This is a genomic window from Variovorax sp. Soil_C_33, from assembly GCF_057656935.1.
Map to the genome: position 1 here is coordinate 49,146 of NZ_JBDGJK010000023.1, position 24,043 is coordinate 73,188.

The window sequence follows — 24,043 nt, forward strand, 5'->3', positions numbered from 1 at the left end:
CAGCGGTCCCCGTGCTTCGGATCACCGCCCTTCTTGGCGCCGCCGGACTCGCGCTCGTTCTCGGCGCGTGTGCCGCGAGCCCTGGGCAAACGCCTGGAGCAAGCGCCGGCGTCGATGTCGCCGCGCCGGTCGCGCCTGGCTTCTCGGCGCTCGTGGCGAGCCGCAGCGCCACCGTGGTGGACATCAATACCCTGCGCATCGGGCGCGACGAAGGTCGCGACGATATCGAGCTGGAATTCGCTCCCGAGAACGATTTCGCCGACCGGCTGGCCTGGCCGCTGCCTGCGAGCGTGCGGCTTAGCGAGATCCGCGACCTCGCCTCGGGCGTGATTCTCACGAGCGACGGACTGATTCTCACCAGCGCGCACGTGATCGCCAATGTCGACGAGGCGCAGGTCCGCCTCGACGACGGCCGTCGCTTCTCGGCCCGCGTGGTCGGTGTCGACAGGCGCACCGACGTCGGGCTGCTGAAGATCGACGCCGCCGGCCTGCCGGCCGCGGTCATCGGCGACTCCTCACATCTGGCGCCGGGCGACTGGGTGGCCGCGATCGGTGCGCCGTTCGGATTCCACAGCAGCGTGACGACGGGCGTGGTCAGCGCCACGAACCGCTTCATCGGCGGCGGCGGCGAGGTTCCCTTCATCCAGACCGACGTCGCCATCAATCCCGGCAGTTCAGGCAGTCCCTTGTTCAACGGCCGCGGCGAGGTCGTCGCCATCAACTCGATGATCTACAGCGGAAGCGGCGGCTACATGGGCCTGTCCTTTGCCGTACCGATCAACCTGGCGATGAGGATCGTTACCCAGCTGCGCAAGGACGGCGTGGTTCAGCGCGCGCAACTCGGCGCCGAGTTCCAGGAAATTACGCCCGCGCTGGCGCAGTCTTTCGCGCTGCCCGACGTGGCCGGCGCCCTGGTGGTGCGGGTGAACGCAGACAGCCCCGCCCAGGCGGCTGGCCTGCTCCGAGGCGACATCGTCAGGGCGCTTGACGGCGTGCGGATCGTGCATTTCTCCGAGTTGCTGCAGCAAGTATCGAACCGGCCAGCCGGCGCCCAAACCAGACTGGATGTGTGGCGCCATGGAGCAAAGCGCACGCTCTGGGCCATCCTTGGCCACCAGGCCCCGATCAGGACTTTCGCGCGCGACGACGTCGAGCGTGAACGCAGCGGCGCCCTGGGGCTGAGCCTGAGCGAAATTCCGGCAGCACTGCGCCACCAGCTGCGTATCGACGGCGGCTTGCTGGTCCGCGAAGCCACCGGCGCTGCACGCAGCGAAGGCATCCGCTCAGGCGACCTTATCGTCGCCATCAACGACACTCGGCTCGAGGGCGTCGACGATTTCGCCCGCGCGCTGGCGCGGATGCCGCCCGGCCAGACGATCGCGCTGCTGGTCATGCGCGACAGAAGGCTGGCCTACGTGCCTGTCCAGCTCCCCGCGCAGCGCCAACGCAGCCAGCCGTTGCGTTGAGAGACCTCAGGCGGCCCGACTTCCCAGATCGTGCAGCCGCTCGATCCATTGCGCGCGGCGGCCGGCGTCCATCGTTTCGACGGCGCCGACCAGTGTGTTGCGCACCGGCGCGACTCCGACGAAGCCGAGGATGCTGCGCTTCAGTGCCTTGAGGCTATGGGCACGGAAGTACCAGCGATAGAGGGTGGCCGGCATCCCCATCGTGATCACGATTCGAGCGCTGCGACCGCTCAGCGGCCTGCCGGGCCTGGTCTCCCCATCGGCGAACAAGCCGACAGCCGGCCGCATGATCTGCTCAAGAAAACCCTTCAGAAGCGCCGGCATGCCACCGAGCCAGAGCGGGAAGAAGAAGACAAGATGCTCGGCATTCTTGATGGCCAACTGGGGAGCCATCAGACTCTGCGGCAGCTTGCCTTTGTCCCAGTCGCTCTTGCTGCGCAACAGCGGAAAGTCGAGCTGGCCGACATCAATCGTCTCGACCACATGCCCCGCGCTGCGAGCCCCTCGCGCATACGCCTCGCTCAAGGCATGGCACAGATGGGAGGAGGAGCCATCGGGATGGCCCTGAATGATGAGGATGCGTTTCGCCATCTGCAATGCCTCGCGCCGCCGGGCCGGTTCACCGCCGCTCTCGCGCGGCTCTGTCGCGGCTCCCGTGTGCCGCCGGGACCAGCACGCCCACCGTATTGGATGCCGGCGTGAAGCCATAGAAGCTGTCGTTCAGGTGCCGCGTGACCTCAAGCACATCCTCTTCACTCCAATCCAGCGCCGCCACCGCTTGCCAGCGCCGCACCTGCAGCTTGAGGCTGTTCCAGTCGGTGGCCAGCTTCTTGTCGCGCCAGTGCACCTGCGTGGTGTGGCATGCAATGCAGTGGGTTGCGTAGAGCAGCTCGCCGCGCGATTGAGCGCTTGCAGCGGGCGCGCCGGCCAGAGCGCCGGCCAGCACGCACGCTGCCAGCAGCGCCGATGCGGGGCTTCTTGTTCCCGTCATGGCACGCCGCTCAATGCGCCTCCGACAACTGGTCCAGGATGGCCGGGTTCTCCAGCGTGGAGATGTCCTGGGTGATGGCCTCGCCCTTCGCCACCGAACGCAGCAGGCGGCGCATGATCTTGCCGCTGCGCGTCTTCGGCAGGTTGTCGGCGAAGCGGATGTCCTTGGGCTTGGCGATCGGCCCGATCTCCTTGCCGACCCAGTTACGCAACTCGGTGGCCAGCTTCCTCGCCTCTTCGCCCGTCGGCCTCGGGCGCTTCAGCACGACGAAAGCGCAGATGGCCTCACCGCTCGTATCGTCCGGCCGGCCAACCACCGCCGCCTCGGCAACGAGATCGGTGCACGACACCAGCGCCGACTCGATTTCCATCGTTCCCATGCGATGGCCGCTGACGTTCAGCACGTCGTCGATGCGCCCTCCGATCGTGAAGTAGCCGGTCTCGGGATCGCGCGCCGCGCCGTCGCCCGCAAGGTAGTAGCCGCGCAGCTCGGACGGGTAGTAGCTTGCTCGGTAGCGCGCGTCGTCGCCCCAGATCGTGCGGATCATGCCGGGCCAGGGCTTCTGGATGACAAGGAGGCCGCTCTGCCCGTTCGGCAGGTCGGCGCCGGTCTCGTCGACGATCGCCGCCATGATGCCGGGAAACGGCAGCGTGCAGGAGCCCGGCACCAGCGCCGTGGCGCCCGGCAGCGGGGTGATCATCTGGCCGCCGGTTTCGGTCTGCCACCAGGTGTCGACAATCGGACAGCGGCCGCCCCCCACGTGCTTGTGATACCACTCCCAGGCCGCCGGGTTGATCGGCTCGCCGACCGACCCGAGGATGCGAAGGCTCGTCAGGTCGTGCCTGTCCGGATGCACGGCGGCGTTAGCCTCCGCCGCCTTGATCAGCGAACGGATGGCGGTCGGCGCGGTATAGAAAACCGTCACCTTGTGCCGCTCGATCATCTTCCAGAAGCGGGCGGCATCGGGATAGGTCGGCACGCCTTCGAACACCACTTCGGTCGCGCCGACGGCCAGCGGCCCATAAGTGATGTAGGTGTGGCCGGTGACCCAGCCGATGTCGGCCGTGCACCAGAACACATCGTCGTCGTGGATGTCGAAGGTCCACTTCATTGTCGCCGCGGCCTGCACCAGGTAGCCGCCGCTGCTGTGCTGCACGCCCTTGGGCTTGCCGGTGGAGCCCGAGGTGTAGAGCAGGAACAGCGGGTGCTCGGCACCTACCCATTCGGGTTCGCAGGTGTCGGACTGCGCATCCATGATCTCGTGCATCCACAGGTCGCGCGCCTGCCAGGCGATCGCGCCGCCGGTGCGGCGGTAGACGATCACCTCGCGCACCGTCTCGCAGCCGCCGAGCGCCAGGGCTTCATCGGCCAGCGCCTTCAACGGCAGTGCCTTCCCTCCGCGCATCTGCTCATCGGCGGTGACCAGGACCACCGCACCGGTATCGGCAATGCGGTCGCGCAGCGAATGCGCCGAAAAGCCGCCGAAGACCACGGAATGCACCGCCCCCAGCCGCGCGCAGGCCTGCATGGCCACCACGGCCTCGACCGACATCGGCATATAGATGACCACGCGGTCACCCTTCTTCACGCCCAGGCTCTTCAGCCCATTGGCCATGCGGCAGGTCCGCGCCAGCATTTCAGCGTAGCTCGTGCGCGTGACCTTGCCGTCGTCGGCTTCAAAGATGATCGCGGTCTTCTCGCCCAGGCCGGCGGCGACCTGCCGGTCCAGGCAGTTGTACGAGACGTTCAAAGTGCCGTCACCGAACCATTCGTAATGCGGCGCCTTCGTGCTGTCGAGCACCGTCGTGAAGGGTGTCCTCCACTGCACGAACTCGCGCGCCAGGCGCGCCCAGTAGCCCTCATAGTCGGCTTGCGCCTCGGCCACGAGCGCGTCGTAGGCGGCGCGCCCCGCGACGTGGGCCGAACGCGCCAGGGCCTCGGGCGGCGGATATTGCTTGGAATGCTGGGCGTTGTCCTGCGTACTCATGCGTAACTCCTGTTGGATTCGGGCGGGTCCCGCATCGTCGACGACATGGCGATCGCAAACCTTGCGCTAGCGCAACTGCACGTGCCGTCGCACAGCGTCCAATCGCCGAAGCCATCCCCACCCCCTTCGAGGAGACCCCCATGGAAGACAACCTGGTCGCACGCATCGCCGGCCACCCCCAATACCAGGAGTTGAGGGCCAAGCGCACGCGCTTCGGCTGGACGCTGACGGCACTGATGCTGATCGTCTATTACGGCTTCGTGCTGCTGGTGGCTTTCAACAAGCCTTTCCTCGCCCAGCGACTGGGTGAAGGCGTCATGACCTTGGGCATCCCGATTGGCTTCGGCGTCATCGTATTCACCATTGCGATCACCGCCTACTACGTCAGGCGCGCCAACGCCGAGTTCGACACCCTGTCGGACGCCGTTGCGAAGGCGGTGCTCAAATGAGGGCCCTCTCCCTTGCCGCGCGCCAGGCGCTGACCCTCGCCGCCCTGGTCGCCGCGTCCGCGACTGTCTATGCGGCCGGCGCCGATCTCGGCCAGGCGCAGAAACAGGCGACGAACTGGACGGCCATCGGCATGTTCGGGCTGTTCGTCCTCGGCACACTGTTCATCACCAAGTGGGCCGCGTCCAAGACCAAGTCGGCGGCGGACTTCTACACCGCCGGCGGCGGCATCACCGGCTTTCAGAACGGCCTGGCGATCGCCGGCGACTACATGTCGGCGGCATCGTTCCTCGGCATTTCGGCGGCCGTGATGGTGGCCGGCTACGACGGCCTGATCTACTCGATCGGCTTTCTCGTCGGCTGGCCGGTGATCACCTTCCTGATGGCGGAGCGGCTGCGCAACCTGGGCAAGTTCACCTTTGCCGACGTGGCCGCGTTCCGCTTCAAGCAGGCACCAGTGCGCATCTTCGCTGCCTCCGGCACGCTAGTCGTCGTGGCCTTCTACCTGATCGCCCAGATGGTCGGTGCCGGCCAACTTATCAAGCTGCTGTTCGGCCTCGAGTACTGGATTGCCGTTGCCATCGTCGGCTCGCTGATGATGGTCTACGTGCTCTTCGGCGGCATGACCGCCACGACCTGGGTCCAGATCATCAAGGCCTGCCTGCTGCTGGGCGGCGCCAGCTTCATGGCGCTGTCGGTGCTGTGGCACTTCGGCTTCAGCCCCGAAGCGATGTTCGCAGGCGCCGTGAAGGTCAAGACCGACCTGGCGCTCAAGGACGGCAAAACTGCGCAAGCGGCCGCAAGCATAGGCCAGTCGATCATGGGTCCCGGCAACTTCGTCAAGGATCCGATCTCGGCCATCTCCTTCGGCATGGCGCTGATGTTCGGCACCGCCGGCCTGCCGCACATCCTGATGCGCTTCTTCACCGTGCCCAGCGCCAAGGAAGCGCGCAAGTCTGTCATGTGGGCGACCGGCTGGATCGGCTACTTCTATCTGCTGACCTTCATCATCGGCTTCGGCGCCATCACCTTCGTGCTCACGAATCCCCAGTTCGTCGATACCAAAGGCGTGCTGATCGGTGGCGGCAACATGGCGGCGATCCACCTCGCCAATGCGGTGGGCGGCAACGTGTTCCTCGGCTTCATCTCGGCGGTGGCCTTCGCAACCATCCTCGCGGTCGTTGCCGGCCTGACGCTGTCGGGCGCATCGGCGGTGTCGCACGACCTGTATGCGACGGTGGTCAAGAGCGGCAAGGCCGACAGCGCCTCCGAGTTGCGCGTCTCGCGCATCACCACCGTCGCGCTCGGCGTGCTGGCGGTGCTGCTCGGTATCGTGTTCGAAAAGCAGAACATCGCCTTCATGGTGTCGCTGGCATTCGCGATCGCCGCATCGGCCAATTTCCCGGTGTTGTTCATGTCGGTGCTGTGGAAGGGCTGCACGACCAGGGGGGCGGTGATCGGCGGCTTCCTCGGGCTGATCTCGTCGGTTGCGCTGACGGTCGTGTCGCCTTCCGTCTGGGAGGCGACCCTGGGCAACCCGCCAGGCTCCGCGTTCTTCCCCTACGCCTCGCCTTGTCTGTTCTCGATGACCATCGCCTTCCTCGGCATCTGGATCTTCTCGCTGCTCGATTCCAGTGCGCGCGGCGACCTTGACAGACGCGGCTTTCAGGCCCAGCAGGTGCGATCGGAAACGGGCATCGGCGCGTCCGGCGCCAGCGGGCATTGAGCGGGCGTCGAGCAGGTGGTGGACGGGCCGGCAGGCAGGCACACTGTCTACCGGCCCGTTCATATCTTGTGCCCCGCACCATGACGGAACTGCGCGCAGTCGAAACCCAGCGCGAGATGCTCTCGCTGCTCACTGCGCGCGTGCGCGAGGCCCATGTGCGCAACGCCTGCTACGTCGATGGCGGGCTCGACCTGGTGTCGGTGTGCCGGGTACTGTCGCAGCAGGGGCTGCACGACGCGCTGGTGCGCGACGGCCATCGCCTGGGCATCTTCACCACCGCCGACCTGCGCGATGCGCTGCTGCGCCCCGAGCCCCCGGCCGGGCTGGCGGTTCGCGAGGTGGCCTGCTTCGACCTGATCGAGGTCCATCCCGACGCGGACCTCTTCGAGGCGCTGTGGCTGATGGCGCGCCACCGGGTGCACCGCCTGCTGGTGCGCGACGGCACTACCGTGCTGGGGCTTTTGGACCAGCTCGACCTGGTCGGCTTCGTCGCCAACCATTCGCAGATCGCCGCGCTGCAGATCGACGAAGCGACGAGCGTGGCCGAACTGGCGGCCGCAGCCGCGCGCATCGACACCATGGTCTCGCTGCTGCACGAGGGCGGCATCAAGATCGAGCGCATCGCGAGGCTCGTCGGGGAGCTCAACGCGCGCCTTTTCGCGCGCTTGTGGTCCTTGCTGGCGCCACCCGATCTGGTGGTCAACAGCTGCCTGATGGTCATGGGTAGCGAGGGCCGAGACGAGCAGATCATCAAGACCGACCAGGACAACGCGCTGCTGCTGCGCAACGGCTTCCCGTGTCCCGATCTCGAGGCCATCGCCACGCAGTTCAACGCCGCGCTGGCCGAGCTGGGCTATCCGCCCTGCCCCGGGCAGATCATGCTGACCAACCCGCTCTGGCGGCAGCCGCTGGCCGGTTTCAAGGATACGCTGCGCGACTGGGTGTACGGGACCGACCCCGAGGGCCCGATGCGACTTGCCATCTTCATGGACAGCAAGTCCGTGGCCGGCGACGCGGAGCTTCTGCAGGAGGCACGCCGGCATCTGGAGCGCGTCCTCGACAGCGCAGACATCTTCCTCGCGCGCTTTGCCAGCGCGGTCGACCTGTTCGACCATCCGGCGGGATGGTGGCGCAGGCTCACCGCACGTCACGACGACGAGACGCTGGATCTGAAAAAGCTGGGCATCTTCCCGATCGTCCACGGCGTGCGCGCGCTGGCGCTGCAGCGGCGCCTGCGCGTCAACGGCACGGCCGCGCGGCTGCGCCTGCTGGTCGAGCGACAGCAGATCGAATCCGGCCTGGCGCGCGATGTGCTGGACGCGCTGCACTACCTGATGGCGCTCAGGCTGACGCATCAGCTGCGCCACAGGCAGGCCGGACAGGTGCCAGGCAATGTGGTCCGGCTGTCCGAGCTGGGCGCGCTGGAACGTGATGCGCTGCGTGATGCGCTGGGCATCGTTCGGCGCTTTCGCGACATGCTGCGGCAGCGATTCCACCTCGACGCCCTGTAGGCGGCGGGAGTCATCATGTTCGCAGGCTTGCGATCGCAACGACTGCTCGGCCTCTTCGCACTGGGCTGGCTGCTGCTGAACGTGCCGCTGCTCACGCTGTGGGACCGCCCGCTCATGCTCTGGGGGCTGCCGCTGATGCCGCTCGCGCTCTTCGGCGGCTGGGGCATTCTCATCGTGCTGGCGGCGTGGGTGGCCGAGGCACCGGGGGAGCACTGACATGCTGCCCGCTTCCACGGTCATCATCGCCTCCTTCGCCTACCTGGCGTTGCTGTTCCTGGTGGCGCACGTCGCCGACAAGCGCGCACGCGAAGGCCGTTCGCTGATCGGCAACGCGTGGGTCTACACGCTGTCGCTGGGTGTGTACTGCACGGCCTGGACCTACTTCGGCAGCGTGGGCCGGGCCGCGTCCTCGGGCCTGTGGTTCCTGCCGATCTACCTCGGCCCGACGCTCGCGATGCTGATGGCCTGGACGGTGCTGCGCAAGATGGTCCGCATCGCGCGCAGCTACCGCATCACCTCCATCGCCGATTTCATCGCCAGCCGCCACGGCAAGAGCACGCTGCTGGCCATGCTGGTCACGCTGATCGCGGTGGTGGGTATCCTGCCCTACGTGGCGCTGCAGCTCAAAGCCATCGCCAGCGGCTATGCGTTGCTTACCGCCGCGCCCGGCGCTGCGCTGCAGCAGCCCTTGGCCTGGTGGCGCGACAGCACGCTGTACGTCGCGCTCGCGCTGGCCGGCTTCACGATCGCCTTCGGCACGTGCCACCTCGATACCACCGAACGGCACGAGGGCATGGTGGCGGCGATCGCCGTCGAGTCGGTGGTGAAGCTGCTGGCCTTCCTGGCCGTGGGTGCTTTCGTCACCTGGCACCTGTTCGACGGACCGGCCGACCTGTTCGGCCGCGCCGCGGCGCGGCCCGAACTGGCCCGCCTGCTGAGTCTCGCGAACACCGGCGGCGGCACAACGGCCACGGGCTTTGCCGGCGGCCAGTGGTTCGCGCTGACGCTGCTTGCCATGCTCTCGGTGATCTTCCTGCCACGACAGTTCCAGATGATGGTGGTCGAGAACGTCGATGAGCGCCATCTGCGGCGCGCCACCTGGGCGTTTCCGCTGTATCTGCTGCTGATCAATCTCTTCGTCCTGCCGATAGCACTGGGCGGCCTGCTGTACTTCGGTGTCGGCCGGGAGAATCCCGAGGCCTTCGTGCTTTCGCTGCCGCTGGCCGACGGCCAGCCGGGACTGGCGCTGGCGGCCTTCATCGGCGGCCTCTCGGCCGCCACGGGCATGGTCATCGTCGAGGCCGTCGCGGTCTCGACCATGGTCTGCAACGACCTCGTGATGCCGCTGCTGCTGCGCGCCGGCCTGCGCACCGCGCGCGACCTGAGCGGCGTGCTGCTGGGCATCCGCCGGACGGTGATCGTGGCGATCCTGCTGCTGGGCTATCTCTATTACCGCGTCGCCGGCGAGGACTATGCACTGGTCAGCATCGGGCTCATCAGTTTCGCCGCCGTCGCCCAATTCGCGCCGCCGATGCTGGCAGGCATGTACTGGAAGGGCGGCACGCGGCACGGCGCGCTCGCCGGCCTGGGCGCCGGCTTCGTGCTGTGGGCCTGGACGCTGATGCTGCCGTCGATCGCCAAGTCGGGTTGGATCCCCGCCGGATACATCGACCAGGGGCCGTTCGGCATCGCCTGGCTGCGGCCCGAGCAGCTGCTAGGCCTCGCGGGCCTGGACAACCTGACCCATGCGCTGTTCTGGAGCCTGCTGGTCAACACCGCCTTGTACTTCGGCGTGTCGCTGCTGAGCCGCCCCTCCGCACGCGAAGCGAGCCAGGCCTTGATGTTCGTGGACGTCTTCCAGCGTACGGAACGCGGGGCCGCCGAGGCCAGCCCGGTGTTCTGGCGCGGCCGCGCCAGGCTGGCCGATCTGCGCCAACTGGCCACGCGCTTCCTGGGCGCCGCAGCCGCCGACCGGCTGCTGGACGACTACGCACGACGCAACGGCCTGGCCGGGCCGCAGCAGCTCGCCGCCGACGCGCGGCTGGTGCAGTTCATCGAAACACAGCTCGCGGGCGCCATCGGCAGCGCCTCCGCCCGGCTGGTGGTCGCCTCGGTCGTCGAAGAAGACGCGCTGGAGCTGGATGACGTCATGCGCATCCTGGACGAAGCCTCGCGCGAAACGGCGGCGCTTCGCGCCCATTCGCAGGCGCTGGAGGAGAAATCGCTCTCCCTGGAGCGCGCCACCGCAGATCTCAGCAAGGCCAACGAACAGCTCAGGAGTCTCGATCGGCTGAAGGACGACTTCATGTCCTCGGTGACGCACGAGCTGCGCACGCCGCTGACCTCGATCCGCGCACTGGCCGAGCTGATGCTCGACGACCCGGCGATGGACACCGCACAGCGCCAGCAGTTTCTCGGGCTGGTGGTGGCCGAGACCGAGCGCCTGACGCGCCTGGTCAACCAGGTGCTGGACATGGCGAAGATCGAATCGGGCGTCGCCGAATGGCGCAGCACCAAGGTCGACCTGCGTGCGCTGGTTCAGCAAGCCGTTCAGACGACCCAGGAGCTGTTCCGCGAGCGTGGCGCGGTCGTGGCGCTGAAGCTCCCCGATGCGGTGCCGCCGCTGCAGGTCGACCCCGACCGCCTCACGCAGGTGCTGGTCAATTTGCTGTCGAACGCGGCCAAGTTCGTGCCGCTGGGGCAGGGCCGGGTCGAGGTCAGCCTGCACTGCGATGACGATCGCGTCACCATCACCGTGCAGGACAACGGCCCCGGTGTGCCGCCAGAGCAGAAGGAGCTGGTGTTCGACAGGTTTCGCCAGGGCGGCGATGCCGCGCATCGTCCGCAAGGTACCGGCCTGGGCCTGCCCATCAGCCGCCGCATCGTCGAACACTTCGGCGGCCGGATGTGGCTCGACTCCAGGCCGGGCCAAGGCGCATGCTTCAGCTTCGAACTGCCGCTGCACCCCGAGACGCAAGAACTGGAGACATGACCATGGCCTACAAGGTGTTGATTGCAGACGACGAGCCCAACATCGTGATCTCGCTCGAGTTCCTCATGAAGCGCGAAGGGCACGAGGTGAGCATCGCGCGCGACGGCCAGCGGGCGCTCGAACTGATCCGCAGCCTGCAGCCTGACCTGGTGCTGCTGGACGTCATGATGCCTTCCAAGTCCGGTCTCGAGGTCCTGCAGGCCGTGCGCGCTGACGAGGAGATCGCCGCCACGAAGATCCTCCTGCTCACCGCCAAGGGCCGGGAGACCGACGTTGCGAAGGGCATGGCCCTGGGAGCCGATGCTTACATGACCAAGCCCTTCTCCACCCGGGAGCTTGCCGCAAGCGTGCGGCAGTTGCTCAGCAGCTCCGCATGAAGATCGATGCGCACCAACTCGCCGTGGCGCTCGCTCCGGGTGCTCTTCTGGCGCTCCTCGGCCTGGGGCTCGGCGCCGCCTTCGCAGCCACGCTGACGCCAGACGAGCGCGCCGTGCTGGGCGAGATGATCGCGCCGCGCGCGCCCCTGCTGGTGCTGGGCTGGGCGGTGCTGGCGATCGCGCTGGGTGCGCTGGCGCGTCGCGCCCACGCGATCTGGGTGAACGAGCCGGCCCGGCTCGCCGAAGCCGCGCAGGCCACGGCGGCCGGCGGCGCGCCCCACCGCAGCGTGCCCCGCGCGCAGCCGGCATGCGGAGCGGGTGCCCGGGCGCTGGCCGGCGTCGTCGATGAGCTCGCGCGCCAGCGCGACGGCCTGCGCGCCGACATCGACGCCCGGGTGCAGGAGGCCGCGCGCGGCATAGAGCAGGAACGCAGCCGCCTGGCCGCGCTGATGTCGGAGCTCACGCAAAGCGTGGTGGTGTGCAACCTGGACGGCCGCATCCTGCTCTACAACAACCGGGCGCGGCTGCAGTCTCGCGCGCTGTCGTCTGTGCCGGAACTGGCCGACGGGGCGGAGTTGATCGGACTCGGCCGCTCGATCTACGCCCTGTTCGACCGCGAGCTCATCGCCCACGCGCTCGAAAACATCCAGCAGCGGCTGTTGCGCGGAGCAACCCAGCCCTCGGCACAGTTCGTCACCAGTTCGCACGCCGGCCAACTGCTGCGGGTGCAGCTGGCGCCGGTGCGCGATCCCGCGGCCGCGCCCGGGGATGCCGCGCAGCTGTCGGGCTTCGTTCTGATGCTGCAGAACATTACCCGCGCGTTCGAGGAGGATGCCGAGCAGGACCGCCTGCTGCACGGACTGACCGAAGGCACCCGCTCGTCATTGGGCAGCCTGCAGGCGGCAGTGGACATGCTCGAGCTGCCCGACCTGGACGCGCTGACGCGCGAGCGCTTCCTGCGCGTCGTGCACGACGAGGTTCGCGCCATGACGGCGCGCCTGCAGTCGCTCGCAGCGAGCGCCAGCCAGGGCCTGAAGACGCGCTGGCCACTCGAGGACATGCTCGGCGCCGACCTGGTTCAGGCCGCTCTGCGCCTGATCGAGGCGCGCTCGGGTGCGCGTGCGTCCGCGCCGGACATCGACCCTCATCTGTGGCTTCGGGTCGACAGCTACGCCTTGCTCCAGGCACTGGCCTCGCTGGCGACCCGGCTGGTGGAAGAATTCGCGGTCAAGCGCGTTCAGTTGCGACTGCGCCGCGCGGGCGAACGCGCCCATCTCGACCTGGTCTGGATCGGCACAACCATCAGCACCGAGACGGCGACGAGCTGGGAGTCGAGCCCGATGACGGTGGGCGACCGGGCCAGCCCGCTGTCGGTGCGCGACGTGGTCGAGCGCCATGGCGGCGAGTTCTGGTTTCAGCGCGAGCGCACGCTGCAAACGACTTTCTTTCGCTTCCTGCTCCCGCTCGCTCCACCACAGGAACAGCTGGAGGCAGCAGCGGTGCTGCGCAGCGAAAGCCGCCCCGAGTACTACGACTTCGACCTGTTCCAGCCCAGCGCTCAGGCGCGCGAGCTCGACGAGCGTCGCCTGGTGGACCTGGCCTACACGGTGTTCGACACCGAGACCACCGGGCTCGATCCGTCGCAGGGCGACGAGATCATCCAGATCGGCGCGGCGCGCATCGTCAACGGCAAGCTGCTGCGGCAGGAGAGCTTCGAGCAGCTCATCGACCCCGGTCGAAGCATCCCGGCCGCCGGCATTTCCATACACGGCATCACGGCGGCGATGGTGGCCGGCCAGCCCGGCATCGCCGAGATCCTGCCGATCTTCCACGCCTTCGCCAACGACACCATCCTGGTGGCACACAACGCCGCGTTCGACATGCGCTTTCTGCAGCTGAAGGAAGCAGCTGCCGGCGTTCGCTTCGATCAGCCGGTGCTCGACACGCTGCTGTTGTCCGCGGTGGCAAGCCCGCACCAGGCGTCGCACGAGCTGGAAGCCATCGCCGAGCGCTTCGGCATCGCGGCGCTGGGCCGCCACACCGCCCTGGGCGATGCGATCCTGACGGCGGAGGTGTTCCTTCGCCTCGTCCCCTTGCTGGCGGACAAGGGAATTCACACGCTCGGCCAGGCGCGCGAGGCGGCACAGCGCACCTGGTACGCGCGCCTGAAGTACTGAGGCTGGACATGCGGGAGCCGGTTGCAGCGCACGACTCGAAGCCTGTTTGACGCAGCGCAACCCAAGATCGCCGCGGCGGCGATAAAACCGTTGTCGCCGCGACCACACGGAGACCCCGATGAGCTCAACCAAGGATGTCGTCTTCCTCAGCGCCGTGAGGAACACCCGGCCAGCGGCTCAGCGTCACGATGCGTCGTCACCGACCGCGACGGCCCTGGTGCCGAGCCGGCCCAGTCGCTCGCGCAAGCACGCGCAAGTGCTGGACGCCATCTACCAGGCGGCCATCGAGGAGTTCGCGAGCGAGGGCCTGGCCGGCGCGACGACCCAGGCAATCGCCGACAAGGCCGGGCTGTCCAAGGCGCAGCTGTACTACTACATCGAGAGCAAGGAAGCCCTCTACCGCCAGGTGCTCAAGGACATCGTCAACGACATGGTCGGCGTCTTCATCTTCAGCGGCGAGGACATCGGACCGCGCGAGATGCTGGCCGGACTCATCCGTCGCAAGATGCTGTTCTCCTTCGAGAACCCGCTGCGCTCGCGGATTCTCGCGGCCGAGGCAATGCGCGGCGCGCCAGTGCTCAAGACAATGACGGACACAAGCAAGCAGTGCATCCACCGAGCCACGCTGATGATCCAGGACTGGATCAACCGGGGTCTGATGGATCAGGCCGACCCGATGCTGTTCCTGTTCCACCTCTGCGCCGTGACCCAGTTCTACGCCGACCACGCGGCGCAGGTGGCGTACTTCAGGAGCGTGACGGAGAGCGACGAGGAGGACCGGCGCTATCTGATCGAGCAGGTGACGCAGTTCTTGCTGAAGGCCGCTGGCGTGCGTTAGTCATCATTCGCGCGGCTGCATGCCGTAGGCGTTCATTTGAGTACCGGCCTGAAAAAGCTGCGTTAGCTCAGGATGCAGCGAGTGTCCTGCGCGTACTTGAACGCAGCTTGGCACGCTGGGTCTGTGGCAGACAACGCGCGATATTCCTCGTACGCCGCAAGACTTGGGGAACGTGAACAGCGCCAGCGCGATGTTTGTTCGCGCCTTCCGATGGCAGGAAGTAGCCATGGTGCTGCCCTCTAAACCTTTCGACGAGAAGCATCCAGATCTTTCCGTAGTGCTCGAACTCCTTGAGCTTGAACGGATCGATGACATAGCGCAGTTAGCAGGTAACCATGGTAGTTCCGAGATGCTTGGCGATTGACATGAGGGCTGGCCAGGCCGGTCCGCTCTGTCTGCTTGCGGGCAAACTCTAGCCGTCGCGCGAGCGCGGCTGCTCTTGGCCGAGAGCCGTCCTACCGTGCGCCCCGGCCAGGAAGGCCCAGAGCCTACCAAGGAACACGCACGGCTAACACGCACGGCTGGACTTTGGCGATGTCGCGAAGGGCAGTTGCCCTCGGCCATTCGTGCCGAGCCGGGCCGAGAGCGAAGCCAAAATTAGCAGTTGCCCTTCTTTGCCTGTCCCGGCGGGCATTGCTTCCCGTAGCCGCCACCGGGATTTCCCGGACCCTCTGGGTAGACAACGCAGCCCCCGAGCATGGCTGTTGCGAGGAGTGCAGCGACTAGCTTCTTCATGGCATGGTCCTTTTATCGTTGGCATTCGAGCATAGCCGCCGTGCTTCACGGTCTCGCGCCGTCATCGATGGGATCGCCGTGTAGGACTTGGCGACGCGCCCGGACTTCATCTGGCTGGATTGGGGTAGAGGCTCCGAACGTCCGCGGTTGGCCGGATTCTGCCGCAGCTATGGCTGCTCCAGCGCCGCCCCGCTGGTGCCGAAGTGTTTCGCCGCGAGCTCCTTGGCGCGGCGCAGCCCCTCGTCAGTCAGGTAGACCGACTCTTGCCTGCCGTGGGGCTCCGTGATGAGCCCCTTGTCGTGTAGACCGTCCATGACTGCAAAGTCATACCGCTTCCACACGCGTCCGTTCTCGAACTCGAAGACGCCAAGCAACGCCAGAAGCGCCTCTTCGACCTTGACCATGTCGTATTTCATGTGCTCGCCCCTCAACGTTCAGCACGACGGTGACCTGTGAAAGGGGCCAACCTCTGATTGGCTGCGGCCACTGCACCACGGCAGTTCGACTCTACGATGGTACTTTGGTCATTCGGCCTTTGCCCATCCCATATGGCCTGCCTTCGATTCCGGAAGCGAACAGAGATGAAAGCAAGCAAGACTGAGAAAGCCGCGTCCTGGAGTGGCGTCAAGGCCAGACTGACCCACTTCGACCACGACGGCCTGGTCGGCTTGGTGCATGACCTGTACACGGCCAACAAGGACAACCAAGTATTCCTTCACGCCCGTTTCGGGCTGGGCGAAGATGTCCTGGAGCCGTACAAGACCACCATCAACCGTTGGCTGTGGCCCGACATGTTCAGGAACCAGAACGCGTCCGTCGCCGTGGCCAAGAAGTCCATCGCGAACTACAAGAAGGCCATTGGCCAACCAGAGGGCCTCGCAGAGCTGATGGTCTTCTACTGCGAGCGCGCGTCAGGCTTCAGCGTCGAAGTCGGCCTGCAGGACGAGGGCTTTTTCAGCGCCTTGGTGCGAATGTTCGAGCAGGCGTTGCACGCCATTGCGAGACTGCCGGATGCGCAGCGGCCCCTGTTCATGGAACGACTGGATGCTGTGCGTCGCATCAGTCAGAACATCGGCTACGGAGTCGACGATGCCATGAGCGACCTGCTGGCCGAATACGACAACATCTCACGACGACGTTGAAGATCGGCATCTGGCCGAATTCTGCCGAGGCGACAAGGCTGGCGACGCAGAGCGTCGGTCTCACCTCTCATGCCCCGCATGATGGTTGTCGTCGATGACAAGCCCTCACGCGCGAATCAGCTGCGCTGCCAAGCCACGGCGCGGCGCAGGACCGACCGGCGGCGCATAGCCCACACGTGCCCACATCTGCACCGTCCGCTCGGGTAGCGCCACGGCCAGCAGGCGCCGGATGTCGGCGTGGGGTCCGGCCTGCTCGGGATACTCCTGCAGGGCCTGCTGCAGCGGCTGCAGCGCCAGGCCCTGCCCGGTCGCGGCGAGCTGCACCCGCGCGTAGGCGCGTCCCGCGTTGACCTGGGTCGCCCGGTCGTTGCCCTCGGTCACCATCCAGAGGAAGCCGGGCGTGGACGCGAGCTTCTTGCCGAAGTCCTTGATCTGGCTGGTGGTGGCGAAGGCATCGGACGCCGGCGCCTTGCTGCGGTCGAACAGGCCGATGCGCTCGAGCAGCACCACCGTCGGGTCCAGCATCGACAAGCCGTCACGGTGCTTCTCGATCTCGGCGGCGCCGACGCGCAGCACCTGGTACGACTCCAGGATCGTGCGCGGCGTGCTCAGCTCGATGCGCCAGGCTTCGGCCGCGATGGCGCGATGCTGTTCCAACACGTCGGCCCGATCCGCGCCGACGAAGCCGAAATGCAAGGGGTGCGGCCTCACTGCTTCGGCCATTGCCTTCCAGGCCTCGGCGGGCACCGGCCGCCGCAGGTCGTACAGGCTGCGGTTGGTGCGACGCGCGAGGATCTGCGCGAACAGCGGATCCTTGCGCGTGGCCGTATCGGGCATCAGACGGATGCGCGCCACCGGTCGCTCATCGAGCTTCTCCGAGCCGAACGCACCCTCGGGAAACAGCGTGATGTCGGCACGCAGTCCGCGCTCGCGCGCCGCAATGTCGAGCAGCTCCAGGAAGGTGCCGTGGCTCATCATGATCTGGCGCGAGAACGGATCGGTCTCGGGCAGCAGCCGGCCAAGGTCGCAGCGCAGCACGATCTCGTCCGGCGTGCGCAGATCCACCAGCCAGGACTGCAGGTTGTGCGAGTGCGGCGCCAGGATCGCGTAGCCGAGGATCCAGCGACGCGGATCAGCCTCCGGCCCCGGCCCCTGCCACGGCTCGATGGCCGCAGCGGGCATCTGCTGGCTGCAGCCGGCGAGTGCCGCCGTCGCCGCAGCGAAAACGAAGCCACCTCCCGCAACCCGGACGAACTTGCGACGATCCATTTGCGACTCCTTCGGCCATCTGCCTCGCGCCTGTGCATGCGATGCTGCGAATCTTGATGTCCAAGTACGCAGGCGGCAAGCGCATCGCGCGGCGCGCTTGCGCAAGATCAAGCTCGGGCACCTCGGCGCCGGGTTGGTGGAAGTCGAACTGAAGGCGCCGCTGCCGCGCATCGGGTCGGTACTGTTCGGCTGAACGTGCAACGTGATCCGTTTTGCAACAGTTGCTCCTCTACGGCACAGCCCCCGCTGGAGCAACGACGACGCGCCGCGCGCGGCCGGCGAAAAAACTCCATGCCTGACAACGGCTTGCGGCGTCCGCGATGACGCCGCCGCGGCGTGGCCCGCGCTTTGCACTGAGTCGCTGCGCGGGCCGCGTCGCGTCTGCCATCATTTTTTTTCAACCACCCGACGGGAGACGACTCATGGACATGGCAGAAATGGCTCACCTCGACATTGCGAACCCGTACAAGAAGCAATACGGCAACTACATCGGCGGCGAATGGGTTGCGCCGATCGACGGCCAGTACTTCGACAACCTGACACCGGTCACCGGCCAGGCCTTCACCAGCATCCCGCGCTCGAACGCGAAGGACATCGAAGCCGCGCTCGATGCCGCGCACAAGGCGAAGGCGGCCTGGGGCTGCACATCGCCCACCGAACGGGCCAACGTCTTGCTCAAGATCGCCGATCGCATCGAGCAGAACCTCAAGACGCTTGCCGTGGCCGAGACGATCGACAACGGCAAGCCGCTGCGCGAGACGATGGCGGCCGACATGCCGCTGGCCATCGACCACTTCCGCTATTTCGCCAGCTGCATTCGTGCGCAGGAAGGCGGCATCAGCGAGATCGATCACGAAACCTATGCCTATCACTTCCATGAGCCGCTGGGCGTGGTCGGGCAGATCATTCCGTGGAACTTCCCGATCCTCATGGCGGTAATGGAAGCTGGCCCCGGCCCTGGCAGCAGGCAACTGCGTGGTGCTCAAACCCGCCGAACAGACACCCGCTTCGATCCTGGTGCTGATGGAAATGATCGGCGACCTGCTGCCCCCGGCGTGCTCAACGTGGTCAACGGCTTCGGGCTGGAGGCGGGCAAGCCGCTGGCGTCGAGCAAGCGCATCGCGAAGATCGCCTTCACGGGCGAAACCACCACCGGCCGGCTGATCATGCAGTACGCGAGCCAGAACATCATCCCCGTGACCCTCGAGCTGGGCGGCAAGTCGCCCAACATCTTCTTCGAGGACGTCATGGCGGCGGACGACGCCTTCTTCGACAAGGCGCTCGAGGGCTTTGCGATGTTCGCGCTGAACCAGGGCGAGGTCTGCACCTGCCCGAGCCGGGCGCTGGGGCAGGAGTCGATCTACGAGCGCTTCATCGAGCGCGAGATCGAGCGGGTCGAGGCTATCAAGCAGGGCCATCCGCTGGACCCGTCCACCATGATCGGCGCGCAGGCCTCGCAGGAGCAGATGGAGAAGATCCTGTCGTACATCGATCTGGGCAAAAAGGAGGGCGCGCAATGCCTGATCGGTGGCGAACGCAATACGCAGGTCGGTGAACTCCGCGCTGGCTACTACGTCAAGCCCACGGTCTTCAAGGGCCACAACAAGATGCGCATCTTCCAGGAAGAAATCTTCGGCCCGGTGCTGTCCGTGACGACCTTCAAGACGGAAGAAGAGGCGCTGGAGATCGCCAACGACACGCTCTACGGACTGGGCGCCGGCGTGTGGACCCGCGATGGCGCGCGCGCCTTCCGCATGGGCCGCGGCATCCAGGCGGGACGCGTGTGGACCAATTGCTACCACGCCTATCCGGCCCATGCGGCCTTCGGAGGCTACAAGCAGTCGGGCATCGGCCGCGAGAACCACAAGATGATGCTGGACCACTATCAGCAGACCAAGAACCTTCGGGCGTGCCCCAGAACACGAGGTTGCCCCCAGTGGTCAACACACCGCCCCACAGCGGCGCGCCGTTCTTCACTTCCCAGACGATCCTGCCGGTCTTCGGATCGACCGCGCGCAGCGCGCCGATGTAGTCGTCGTTGAGCGGCTTGATCGTGAAGCCGGCGCCAAGATAGGCCGCGCCCTTCTTGTAGGCAACGGGTTCATTCCAGATGTCCATGCCCCACTCGTTGGCGGGCACGTAGAACATCTTGGTGTCGGGGCTGTAAGCCATCGGCATCTGGTTCTTGCCGCCGAGAAAGCCCGGCGCGGCGAAGACCGGACTGCCCTTCTTGCCTTCCGCGCTCGCAGTCGGGTCACCAGGCCGGTTGTCGGCGATGAAGTTGGGGCGGCCGGTCTTCAAGTCGATGCTGCTGGCCCAGGTGATCTTCCTGACGAACGGAAACGCGTTGATCAGCTTGCCGGTGGTCGCGTCGTTCACGTAGAAGAAGCCGTTGCGATCCGCCTGCCGCCCACGCGTTTGCCGTCCAGGTCGAAGGTCACGAACTCGTTCACGCCGCCGAAGTCCCAGCTGTCGTTGGGCGTGGCCTGGTAGTGCCACTTGATCTGGCCGGTCTTCACGTCGATCGCCACGGTGGCGCAGGAGAACAGGTTGTCGCCCTGGCGCAAGTGGCTGTTTCACGGCGCGGGGTTGCCGGTGCCGAAATAAGCCAGGCCGGTCTTGCTGTCGTAGGTGCCGCCCAGCCAGGTGGCTGCGCCACCGGTTTTCCAAAGGTCGCCCGGCCAACTCTGGTTGGTGGTGCCGGAGATGCCGTTCTCCTTGGCGTTGCCATCGGAGTCATAGATGTAGCCCATGTGACCCTCGACGGTGGGGCGCGTCCAGACCAGCTGTCCGGTCTTTGCATTGCGGGCCTCGACGCGGCCGACCACGCCGAACTCGCCGCCGGACACGCCGGTGACGATCAAGCCGTTGGCGATGATCGGTGCGGCGGTGGCCGAGTAGCCGGCCTTGTAGTCGTCGATCTTTTCCTTCCAGACCACGTTGCCCGTGTCCTGGTCGAGCGCCACGAGTTGCGCATCGAGCGTGGCGAAGATCACCAGGTTGCCGTACAGCGCGGCACCGCGGTTGACGACATCGCAGCAGGGCATGATGCCTTCGGGCAACCGGTGCTCGTACTTCCACAGCTTCTGGCCGGTGGTTGCGTCGAGCGCGAAAAGGCGAGAGTACGACGCGGTGACGAACATCTTGCCGTTGTGCAGGACCGGCTGCGACTCCTGCCCGCGCTGCTTCTCCCCGCCGAAGGAGAACGCCCACACGGGCGCAAGCTTGCCGACGGTGGCGACATTCACCTGCTTGAGCGGCGAATAGCGCTGGCCCTGGGTGTTCAGCCCCCAGGTCAGGACATCGCCGGTGGCGGTGGCTTCGCTATCGATCATCTTGTCTGTCACGGCGGCGTGCGACGCCGCGGCAGCCAGACCGGCGGACACGAGAGCGGTCAAGAGTTTCAGTTGCATGGGGTGGTCTCCTCAAGGGTTGATCGCGGGCCGAACACGGCCTGTTGACCGCGTCCTCCACGTTGATCGAGGGCAATGTCCATGCCATGTCGCAAACGGCTCGGTGAGCCTGCCGATGTGCCGGATGGAGTCGGCGAGCTGCGGGTTTTCCCGCTGCATTGCTACATGCTTGAGCAGTCGAGGCGCCAGTAACCGTGACATCACGGCACACCAGCGGCCCCGCCCCGCGGACTTCAATGCGCCATCAGGACTGGCACGTTCATGCGCGCAAGAATCTCGCGCGTGACACCACCGAGCACGAGTTCCCGCAGGCGGGTGTGCCCATAGGCGCCCATCACCATCAGATCGATGTTCATGCTTGATGCGCACGACAGAAGGGTATCGGCGAAGCCGATGGTGGTCGCGTACTGCTCGGCCTTCGCCTCCACGCCGTGCCGCCAAAGCCAGGCGATGGTCTCCGGAATGCAGAGATTGGCGGCCGCTTCCGCATCGCCTTCCTTGCGCAAGGAAACCAGCGTGACCTGCGCCGATTCGGAGAACAGCGGTAGCGCGTCACGCATTGCCATCGCCGCCTCCCGCGTGCCGTCCCAGGCGAGCAAAACCTTCTTTCCGACCTCCGTGAAATGGCCGGCGCAAGGAATGATGAGCACAGGCCGCCCCGAGTGGAGAACGACCTGCTCAGGCAGATCACGCGCGACGTCTGCCGTCTTGTCGTGATCTATCTTCGCGTGGTCGACCTGCCCGACGACGAGCAGATCGCTGGCGTGACCGTGACGGACAGTCGCATCCACGGGCTCGCCGTCGACCAGCCGCACGTCGTACGACAACGACTCTGACCCGCGCACCAGGTCCCTGAAGACATGGGCGGTCGCCTCCGCACGCAGGCGCAGGCCGTCAGCGGCAGCCGCAATGAATTCGGTGCTGCGCGTCGGATCTGCATCCATCGGCGCAGTACCGTCGAGAAGGCCCGTCGGCACGAGCCCGACCAGATGGCTGCCGTGCGCGCGGGCAAGGCGCGCGGCGAGCTCGACGCGCACTGCACACCGCTCCATGTGGTCCAGGTGGACGAGGATGGTTCCGATATTCATGGGTCTTCCGTTCCGACGAGATGGGACCATCTTCGATCGATCGATGTTGCGGCACCTTGACATCGATCAAACGCCGCACTCGTTCTCGCATCCAGACTTCGACGGCATCGGCAACCAAATCGAGAATCTAGATGGACGACAGAGTCGAAGCACCGGACCGGACGCTGCACGCCGGGCTGGCCCAACTGACGAAGGGACTTTCGCCCGCGGCGCTGATGCTGGCCTGGTCGGACTGGGCCATCCACCTCGCGGCGCAGCCGGCGCGCAGCGCGCAAGTGCTCATGATCAGCCCGCTCACGCAGTCGTTGGAGGCCACTGCCCAGGCCGTCCAGGCATTGCCCGCCCATGGACCGCCAACGCCGGATTCGCACGAAGACGACCGCCGCCTTGCGGATCCCTCATGGGATGCATGGCCATTCAACCTGTACCGGCAGGCATTTCGCGCAGGCGGCCAGTGGCTGCGGCAATTGACCGAAGGCGTACCCGGCGTCGAGCGTCACCACGAACAGGTCGTCGCTTTCTCGGCGCGGCAGTTGCACGAGATCTGCTCGCCGGCAAACTGGCCCGCCACCCATCCGCGGGTGCTGCAAAGAACCGCGGCGACAGGCGGGCTGAATCTGATGCAAGGCGCCCGCAACTGGGCAGAAGACTTGCAGCGACGCCTCCAGCACCTGCCGCCAAAGGGTGCCGAGCACTTCGTGCCGGGACACGACGTCGCGATCACCCCCGGCAAGGTCGTCTTGCGCAACCACCTGATGGAACTGATCCAGTACGCGCCCACGACGGCCACGGTCCATGCCGAGCCCGTGCTGATCATGAGCGCGTGGATCATGAAGTACTACATCCTCGACCTGTCGCCGCACAACTCGCTGATCCGTTACCTGGTCGACCAGGGCCACACCGTGTTCGCGATCTCGTGGAAGAACCCGGATTCGAAGGATCGGGACCTCGGCATCAATGACTACCTGGCGCAGGGCCTGATGGCGGGCCTCGATGCCGTCAACGCCATCGTCCCCCGCCAGCGCGTGCATGCGCTGGGCTACTGCCTGGGCGGCACGCTGCTGGCCATCGGCGCAGCGGCCATGGCGCGCGACCGGGACGATCGCCTGGCCACCGTGACGCTGCTGGCCGCCCAGACTGATTTCACGGAGCCAGGGGAGCTCGGCCTTTTCATCGACGAGAGTCAGCTCAGCTTCATGGAGGACCTGATGGCGCGCCAGGGCTATCTGGATTCGAGCCAGATGGCCGGCGCATTCCACCTGTTGCGCGCCGTCGACCTCATCTGGTCGCCCATGGTGCAGAACTACCTCCTCGGCGAGCGGGCGCCGATGACCGATCTCATGGCCTGGAATGCCGACGGCACGCGCATGCCCTACCGGATGCACGCCGACTACCTGCGCAGCCTGTTTCTCGAGAACGCGCTCGCGCGTGGTCAATATCTGGTGAACGGACACCCGGTCTCGCTGGGCGACATCGAGGTACCGATCTTCGCTGTCGGCACACGAACTGACCATGTCGCGCCATGGCGCTCCGTCTACAAGTTGAACCTGCAGTGCGATGCCGAGATCAGCTTCGTCCTCACCGACGGCGGCCACAACGCTGGCATCCTGAGCGAGCCCGGGCACGCGCACCGCCACTATCGAATCTTGCACCGCGCCAGGAATGCGCCCTATGTGTCCCCGGATGAGTACACGGCTCGCGCCAAGCAGATCGAAGGCTCCTGGTGGCCGGCGTTGCAAGCGTGGCTGGCGGATCGCTCTGGACCGCGGCGCAAGCCGCCTCGCATGGGCCACGCGCAGCTCGGCTACGCCCCCATCTGCGACGCACCGGGCACCTATGTCATGGCGCGTTGAGTCGCGCGACGTGCGAATCCCTTGATCCAGC

The 24,043-nt window shown here is 66.4% G+C and carries 17 protein-coding genes and 3 pseudogenes; 12 read left to right on the forward strand and 8 right to left on the reverse strand.

Going from position 1 to position 24,043, the window contains the following annotated elements; genetic code table 11:
* Positions 1 to 11: 11 nt before the first annotated feature.
* Entirely contained in the window at positions 12 to 1,466 is a 1,455-nt protein-coding gene (locus tag AC3A6B_RS27035; RefSeq protein WP_487839722.1) for a trypsin-like peptidase domain-containing protein, read from the forward strand.
* 6 nt (positions 1,467 to 1,472) lie between these two features.
* Here the strand turns inward: AC3A6B_RS27035 and AC3A6B_RS27040 are convergent, their stop codons facing one another.
* Genes AC3A6B_RS27040 through acs form a run of 3 tightly spaced genes read right to left on the reverse strand, consistent with a single transcriptional unit; the run spans position 1,473 to position 4,444 of the window.
* Positions 1,473 to 2,057 carry an NAD(P)H-dependent oxidoreductase gene (locus tag AC3A6B_RS27040; RefSeq protein WP_487839723.1) on the reverse strand — a complete coding sequence of 195 codons (585 nt, stop codon included), beginning with the start codon at positions 2,055 to 2,057 and terminating at the stop codon, positions 1,473 to 1,475.
* Positions 2,058 to 2,085: 28 nt separating this feature from the next.
* Positions 2,086 to 2,457: a cytochrome C gene (locus AC3A6B_RS27045; RefSeq protein ID WP_487839724.1), complete on the reverse strand. Its 372-nt coding sequence runs from the start codon at positions 2,455 to 2,457 to the stop codon at positions 2,086 to 2,088.
* 10 nt (positions 2,458 to 2,467) lie between these two features.
* Complete coding sequence (gene acs / locus AC3A6B_RS27050; RefSeq protein ID WP_487839725.1) at positions 2,468 to 4,444, reverse strand: acetate--CoA ligase; 1,977 nt, start codon at positions 4,442 to 4,444, stop codon at positions 2,468 to 2,470.
* A gap of 140 nt (positions 4,445 to 4,584) precedes the next feature.
* On the opposite strand from acs, the gene AC3A6B_RS27055 reads away from it, so the two are divergent.
* The 8 genes from AC3A6B_RS27055 (at position 4,585) to AC3A6B_RS27090 (ending at position 14,512) form a co-directional block, all read left to right on the forward strand.
* The gene (locus AC3A6B_RS27055; protein ID WP_487839726.1) at positions 4,585 to 4,893 is read left to right on the forward strand and encodes a DUF485 domain-containing protein; all 309 of its coding nucleotides are present in this window, start codon (positions 4,585 to 4,587) and stop codon (positions 4,891 to 4,893) included.
* The gene (locus tag AC3A6B_RS27060) at positions 4,890 to 6,617 is read left to right on the forward strand and encodes a cation acetate symporter (protein ID WP_487839727.1); all 1,728 of its coding nucleotides are present in this window, start codon (positions 4,890 to 4,892) and stop codon (positions 6,615 to 6,617) included. Before AC3A6B_RS27055 ends, AC3A6B_RS27060 begins: the two co-directional genes overlap by 4 nt.
* An 80-nt stretch (positions 6,618 to 6,697) precedes the next feature.
* A complete protein-coding gene (locus AC3A6B_RS27065; RefSeq protein ID WP_487839728.1) occupies positions 6,698 to 8,128 on the forward strand; it encodes a putative nucleotidyltransferase substrate binding domain-containing protein in 1,431 nt (476 codons plus the stop codon).
* A gap of 15 nt (positions 8,129 to 8,143) precedes the next feature.
* On the forward strand, positions 8,144 to 8,344 hold the full coding sequence (locus AC3A6B_RS27070; RefSeq protein ID WP_487839729.1) for a hypothetical protein: 201 nt from the start codon (positions 8,144 to 8,146) through the stop codon (positions 8,342 to 8,344).
* 1 nt (position 8,345) lies between these two features.
* On the forward strand, positions 8,346 to 11,120 hold the full coding sequence (locus AC3A6B_RS27075; protein WP_487839730.1) for an ATP-binding protein: 2,775 nt from the start codon (positions 8,346 to 8,348) through the stop codon (positions 11,118 to 11,120).
* 2 nt (positions 11,121 to 11,122) lie between these two features.
* Entirely contained in the window at positions 11,123 to 11,497 is a 375-nt protein-coding gene (locus tag AC3A6B_RS27080) for a response regulator transcription factor (protein ID WP_487839731.1), read from the forward strand.
* Positions 11,494 to 13,674, forward strand: a complete 2,181-nt coding sequence (locus AC3A6B_RS27085) for an exonuclease domain-containing protein (RefSeq protein ID WP_487839732.1) — start codon at positions 11,494 to 11,496, stop codon at positions 13,672 to 13,674. The genes AC3A6B_RS27080 and AC3A6B_RS27085 overlap by 4 nt, the downstream gene beginning before the upstream one ends.
* Positions 13,675 to 13,792: 118 nt before the next feature.
* Positions 13,793 to 14,512, forward strand: a complete 720-nt coding sequence (locus tag AC3A6B_RS27090; RefSeq protein WP_487839733.1) for a TetR family transcriptional regulator C-terminal domain-containing protein — start codon at positions 13,793 to 13,795, stop codon at positions 14,510 to 14,512.
* A gap of 62 nt (positions 14,513 to 14,574) precedes the next feature.
* Here AC3A6B_RS27090 and AC3A6B_RS27095 read toward each other — a convergent pair.
* Both AC3A6B_RS27095 and AC3A6B_RS27100 read right to left on the reverse strand, forming a co-directional pair.
* Positions 14,575 to 14,834 (reverse strand): annotated as a pseudogene (locus AC3A6B_RS27095) (NIPSNAP family protein).
* A 580-nt stretch (positions 14,835 to 15,414) separates the two neighbouring features.
* Positions 15,415 to 15,663: a DUF6429 family protein gene (locus AC3A6B_RS27100; protein ID WP_093110177.1), complete on the reverse strand. Its 249-nt coding sequence runs from the start codon at positions 15,661 to 15,663 to the stop codon at positions 15,415 to 15,417.
* 165 nt (positions 15,664 to 15,828) lie between these two features.
* On the opposite strand from AC3A6B_RS27100, the gene AC3A6B_RS27105 reads away from it, so the two are divergent.
* Complete coding sequence (locus AC3A6B_RS27105; RefSeq protein WP_487839734.1) at positions 15,829 to 16,389, forward strand: hypothetical protein; 561 nt, start codon at positions 15,829 to 15,831, stop codon at positions 16,387 to 16,389.
* A gap of 105 nt (positions 16,390 to 16,494) precedes the next feature.
* Here the strand turns inward: AC3A6B_RS27105 and AC3A6B_RS27110 are convergent, their stop codons facing one another.
* Positions 16,495 to 17,658 (reverse strand): Acg family FMN-binding oxidoreductase, encoded by a 1,164-nt coding sequence (locus AC3A6B_RS27110; protein ID WP_487839735.1) that lies wholly within the window; start codon positions 17,656 to 17,658, stop codon positions 16,495 to 16,497.
* Positions 17,659 to 18,095: 437 nt separating this feature from the next.
* Here AC3A6B_RS27110 and AC3A6B_RS27115 point away from each other — a divergent pair.
* Positions 18,096 to 19,499, forward strand: a pseudogene (locus AC3A6B_RS27115) (aldehyde dehydrogenase family protein); the annotation flags it as partial.
* Between the two features lie 58 nt (positions 19,500 to 19,557).
* Here AC3A6B_RS27115 and AC3A6B_RS27120 read toward each other — a convergent pair.
* Together AC3A6B_RS27120 and AC3A6B_RS27125 are read right to left on the reverse strand one after the other, a co-directional pair.
* Positions 19,558 to 21,071 (reverse strand): annotated as a pseudogene (locus AC3A6B_RS27120) (PQQ-dependent methanol/ethanol family dehydrogenase); the annotation flags it as partial.
* A gap of 233 nt (positions 21,072 to 21,304) precedes the next feature.
* On the reverse strand, positions 21,305 to 22,159 hold the full coding sequence (locus AC3A6B_RS27125) for a universal stress protein (RefSeq protein ID WP_487839736.1): 855 nt from the start codon (positions 22,157 to 22,159) through the stop codon (positions 21,305 to 21,307).
* Positions 22,160 to 22,290: 131 nt separating this feature from the next.
* Between AC3A6B_RS27125 and AC3A6B_RS27130 the strand changes: the two genes are divergently transcribed.
* Positions 22,291 to 24,012, forward strand: coding sequence for a PHA/PHB synthase family protein (locus AC3A6B_RS27130; RefSeq protein ID WP_487839737.1), 1,722 nt, complete (start codon positions 22,291 to 22,293; stop codon positions 24,010 to 24,012).
* Positions 24,013 to 24,043: the final 31 nt, after the last annotated feature.

Bases quoted from the DNA above. Each gene is read 5' to 3' on its own strand.
- AC3A6B_RS27040 (WP_487839723.1), bottom strand. From the start codon at position 2,057: ATGGCGAAACGCATCCTCATCATTCAGGGCCATCCCGATGGCTCCTCC.
- AC3A6B_RS27045 (WP_487839724.1), bottom strand. From the start codon at position 2,457: ATGACGGGAACAAGAAGCCCCGCATCGGCGCTGCTGGCAGCGTGCGTG.
- acs (WP_487839725.1), bottom strand. From the start codon at position 4,444: ATGAGTACGCAGGACAACGCCCAGCATTCCAAGCAATATCCGCCGCCC.
- AC3A6B_RS27055 (WP_487839726.1), top strand. From the start codon at position 4,585: ATGGAAGACAACCTGGTCGCACGCATCGCCGGCCACCCCCAATACCAG.
- AC3A6B_RS27060 (WP_487839727.1), top strand. From the start codon at position 4,890: ATGAGGGCCCTCTCCCTTGCCGCGCGCCAGGCGCTGACCCTCGCCGCC.
- AC3A6B_RS27065 (WP_487839728.1), top strand. From the start codon at position 6,698: ATGACGGAACTGCGCGCAGTCGAAACCCAGCGCGAGATGCTCTCGCTG.
- AC3A6B_RS27070 (WP_487839729.1), top strand. From the start codon at position 8,144: ATGTTCGCAGGCTTGCGATCGCAACGACTGCTCGGCCTCTTCGCACTG.
- AC3A6B_RS27075 (WP_487839730.1), top strand. From the start codon at position 8,346: ATGCTGCCCGCTTCCACGGTCATCATCGCCTCCTTCGCCTACCTGGCG.
- AC3A6B_RS27080 (WP_487839731.1), top strand. From the start codon at position 11,123: ATGGCCTACAAGGTGTTGATTGCAGACGACGAGCCCAACATCGTGATC.
- AC3A6B_RS27085 (WP_487839732.1), top strand. From the start codon at position 11,494: ATGAAGATCGATGCGCACCAACTCGCCGTGGCGCTCGCTCCGGGTGCT.
- AC3A6B_RS27090 (WP_487839733.1), top strand. From the start codon at position 13,793: ATGAGCTCAACCAAGGATGTCGTCTTCCTCAGCGCCGTGAGGAACACC.
- AC3A6B_RS27100 (WP_093110177.1), bottom strand. From the start codon at position 15,663: ATGAAATACGACATGGTCAAGGTCGAAGAGGCGCTTCTGGCGTTGCTT.
- AC3A6B_RS27105 (WP_487839734.1), top strand. From the start codon at position 15,829: ATGAAAGCAAGCAAGACTGAGAAAGCCGCGTCCTGGAGTGGCGTCAAG.
- AC3A6B_RS27110 (WP_487839735.1), bottom strand. From the start codon at position 17,658: ATGGATCGTCGCAAGTTCGTCCGGGTTGCGGGAGGTGGCTTCGTTTTC.
- AC3A6B_RS27125 (WP_487839736.1), bottom strand. From the start codon at position 22,159: ATGAATATCGGAACCATCCTCGTCCACCTGGACCACATGGAGCGGTGT.
- AC3A6B_RS27130 (WP_487839737.1), top strand. From the start codon at position 22,291: ATGGACGACAGAGTCGAAGCACCGGACCGGACGCTGCACGCCGGGCTG.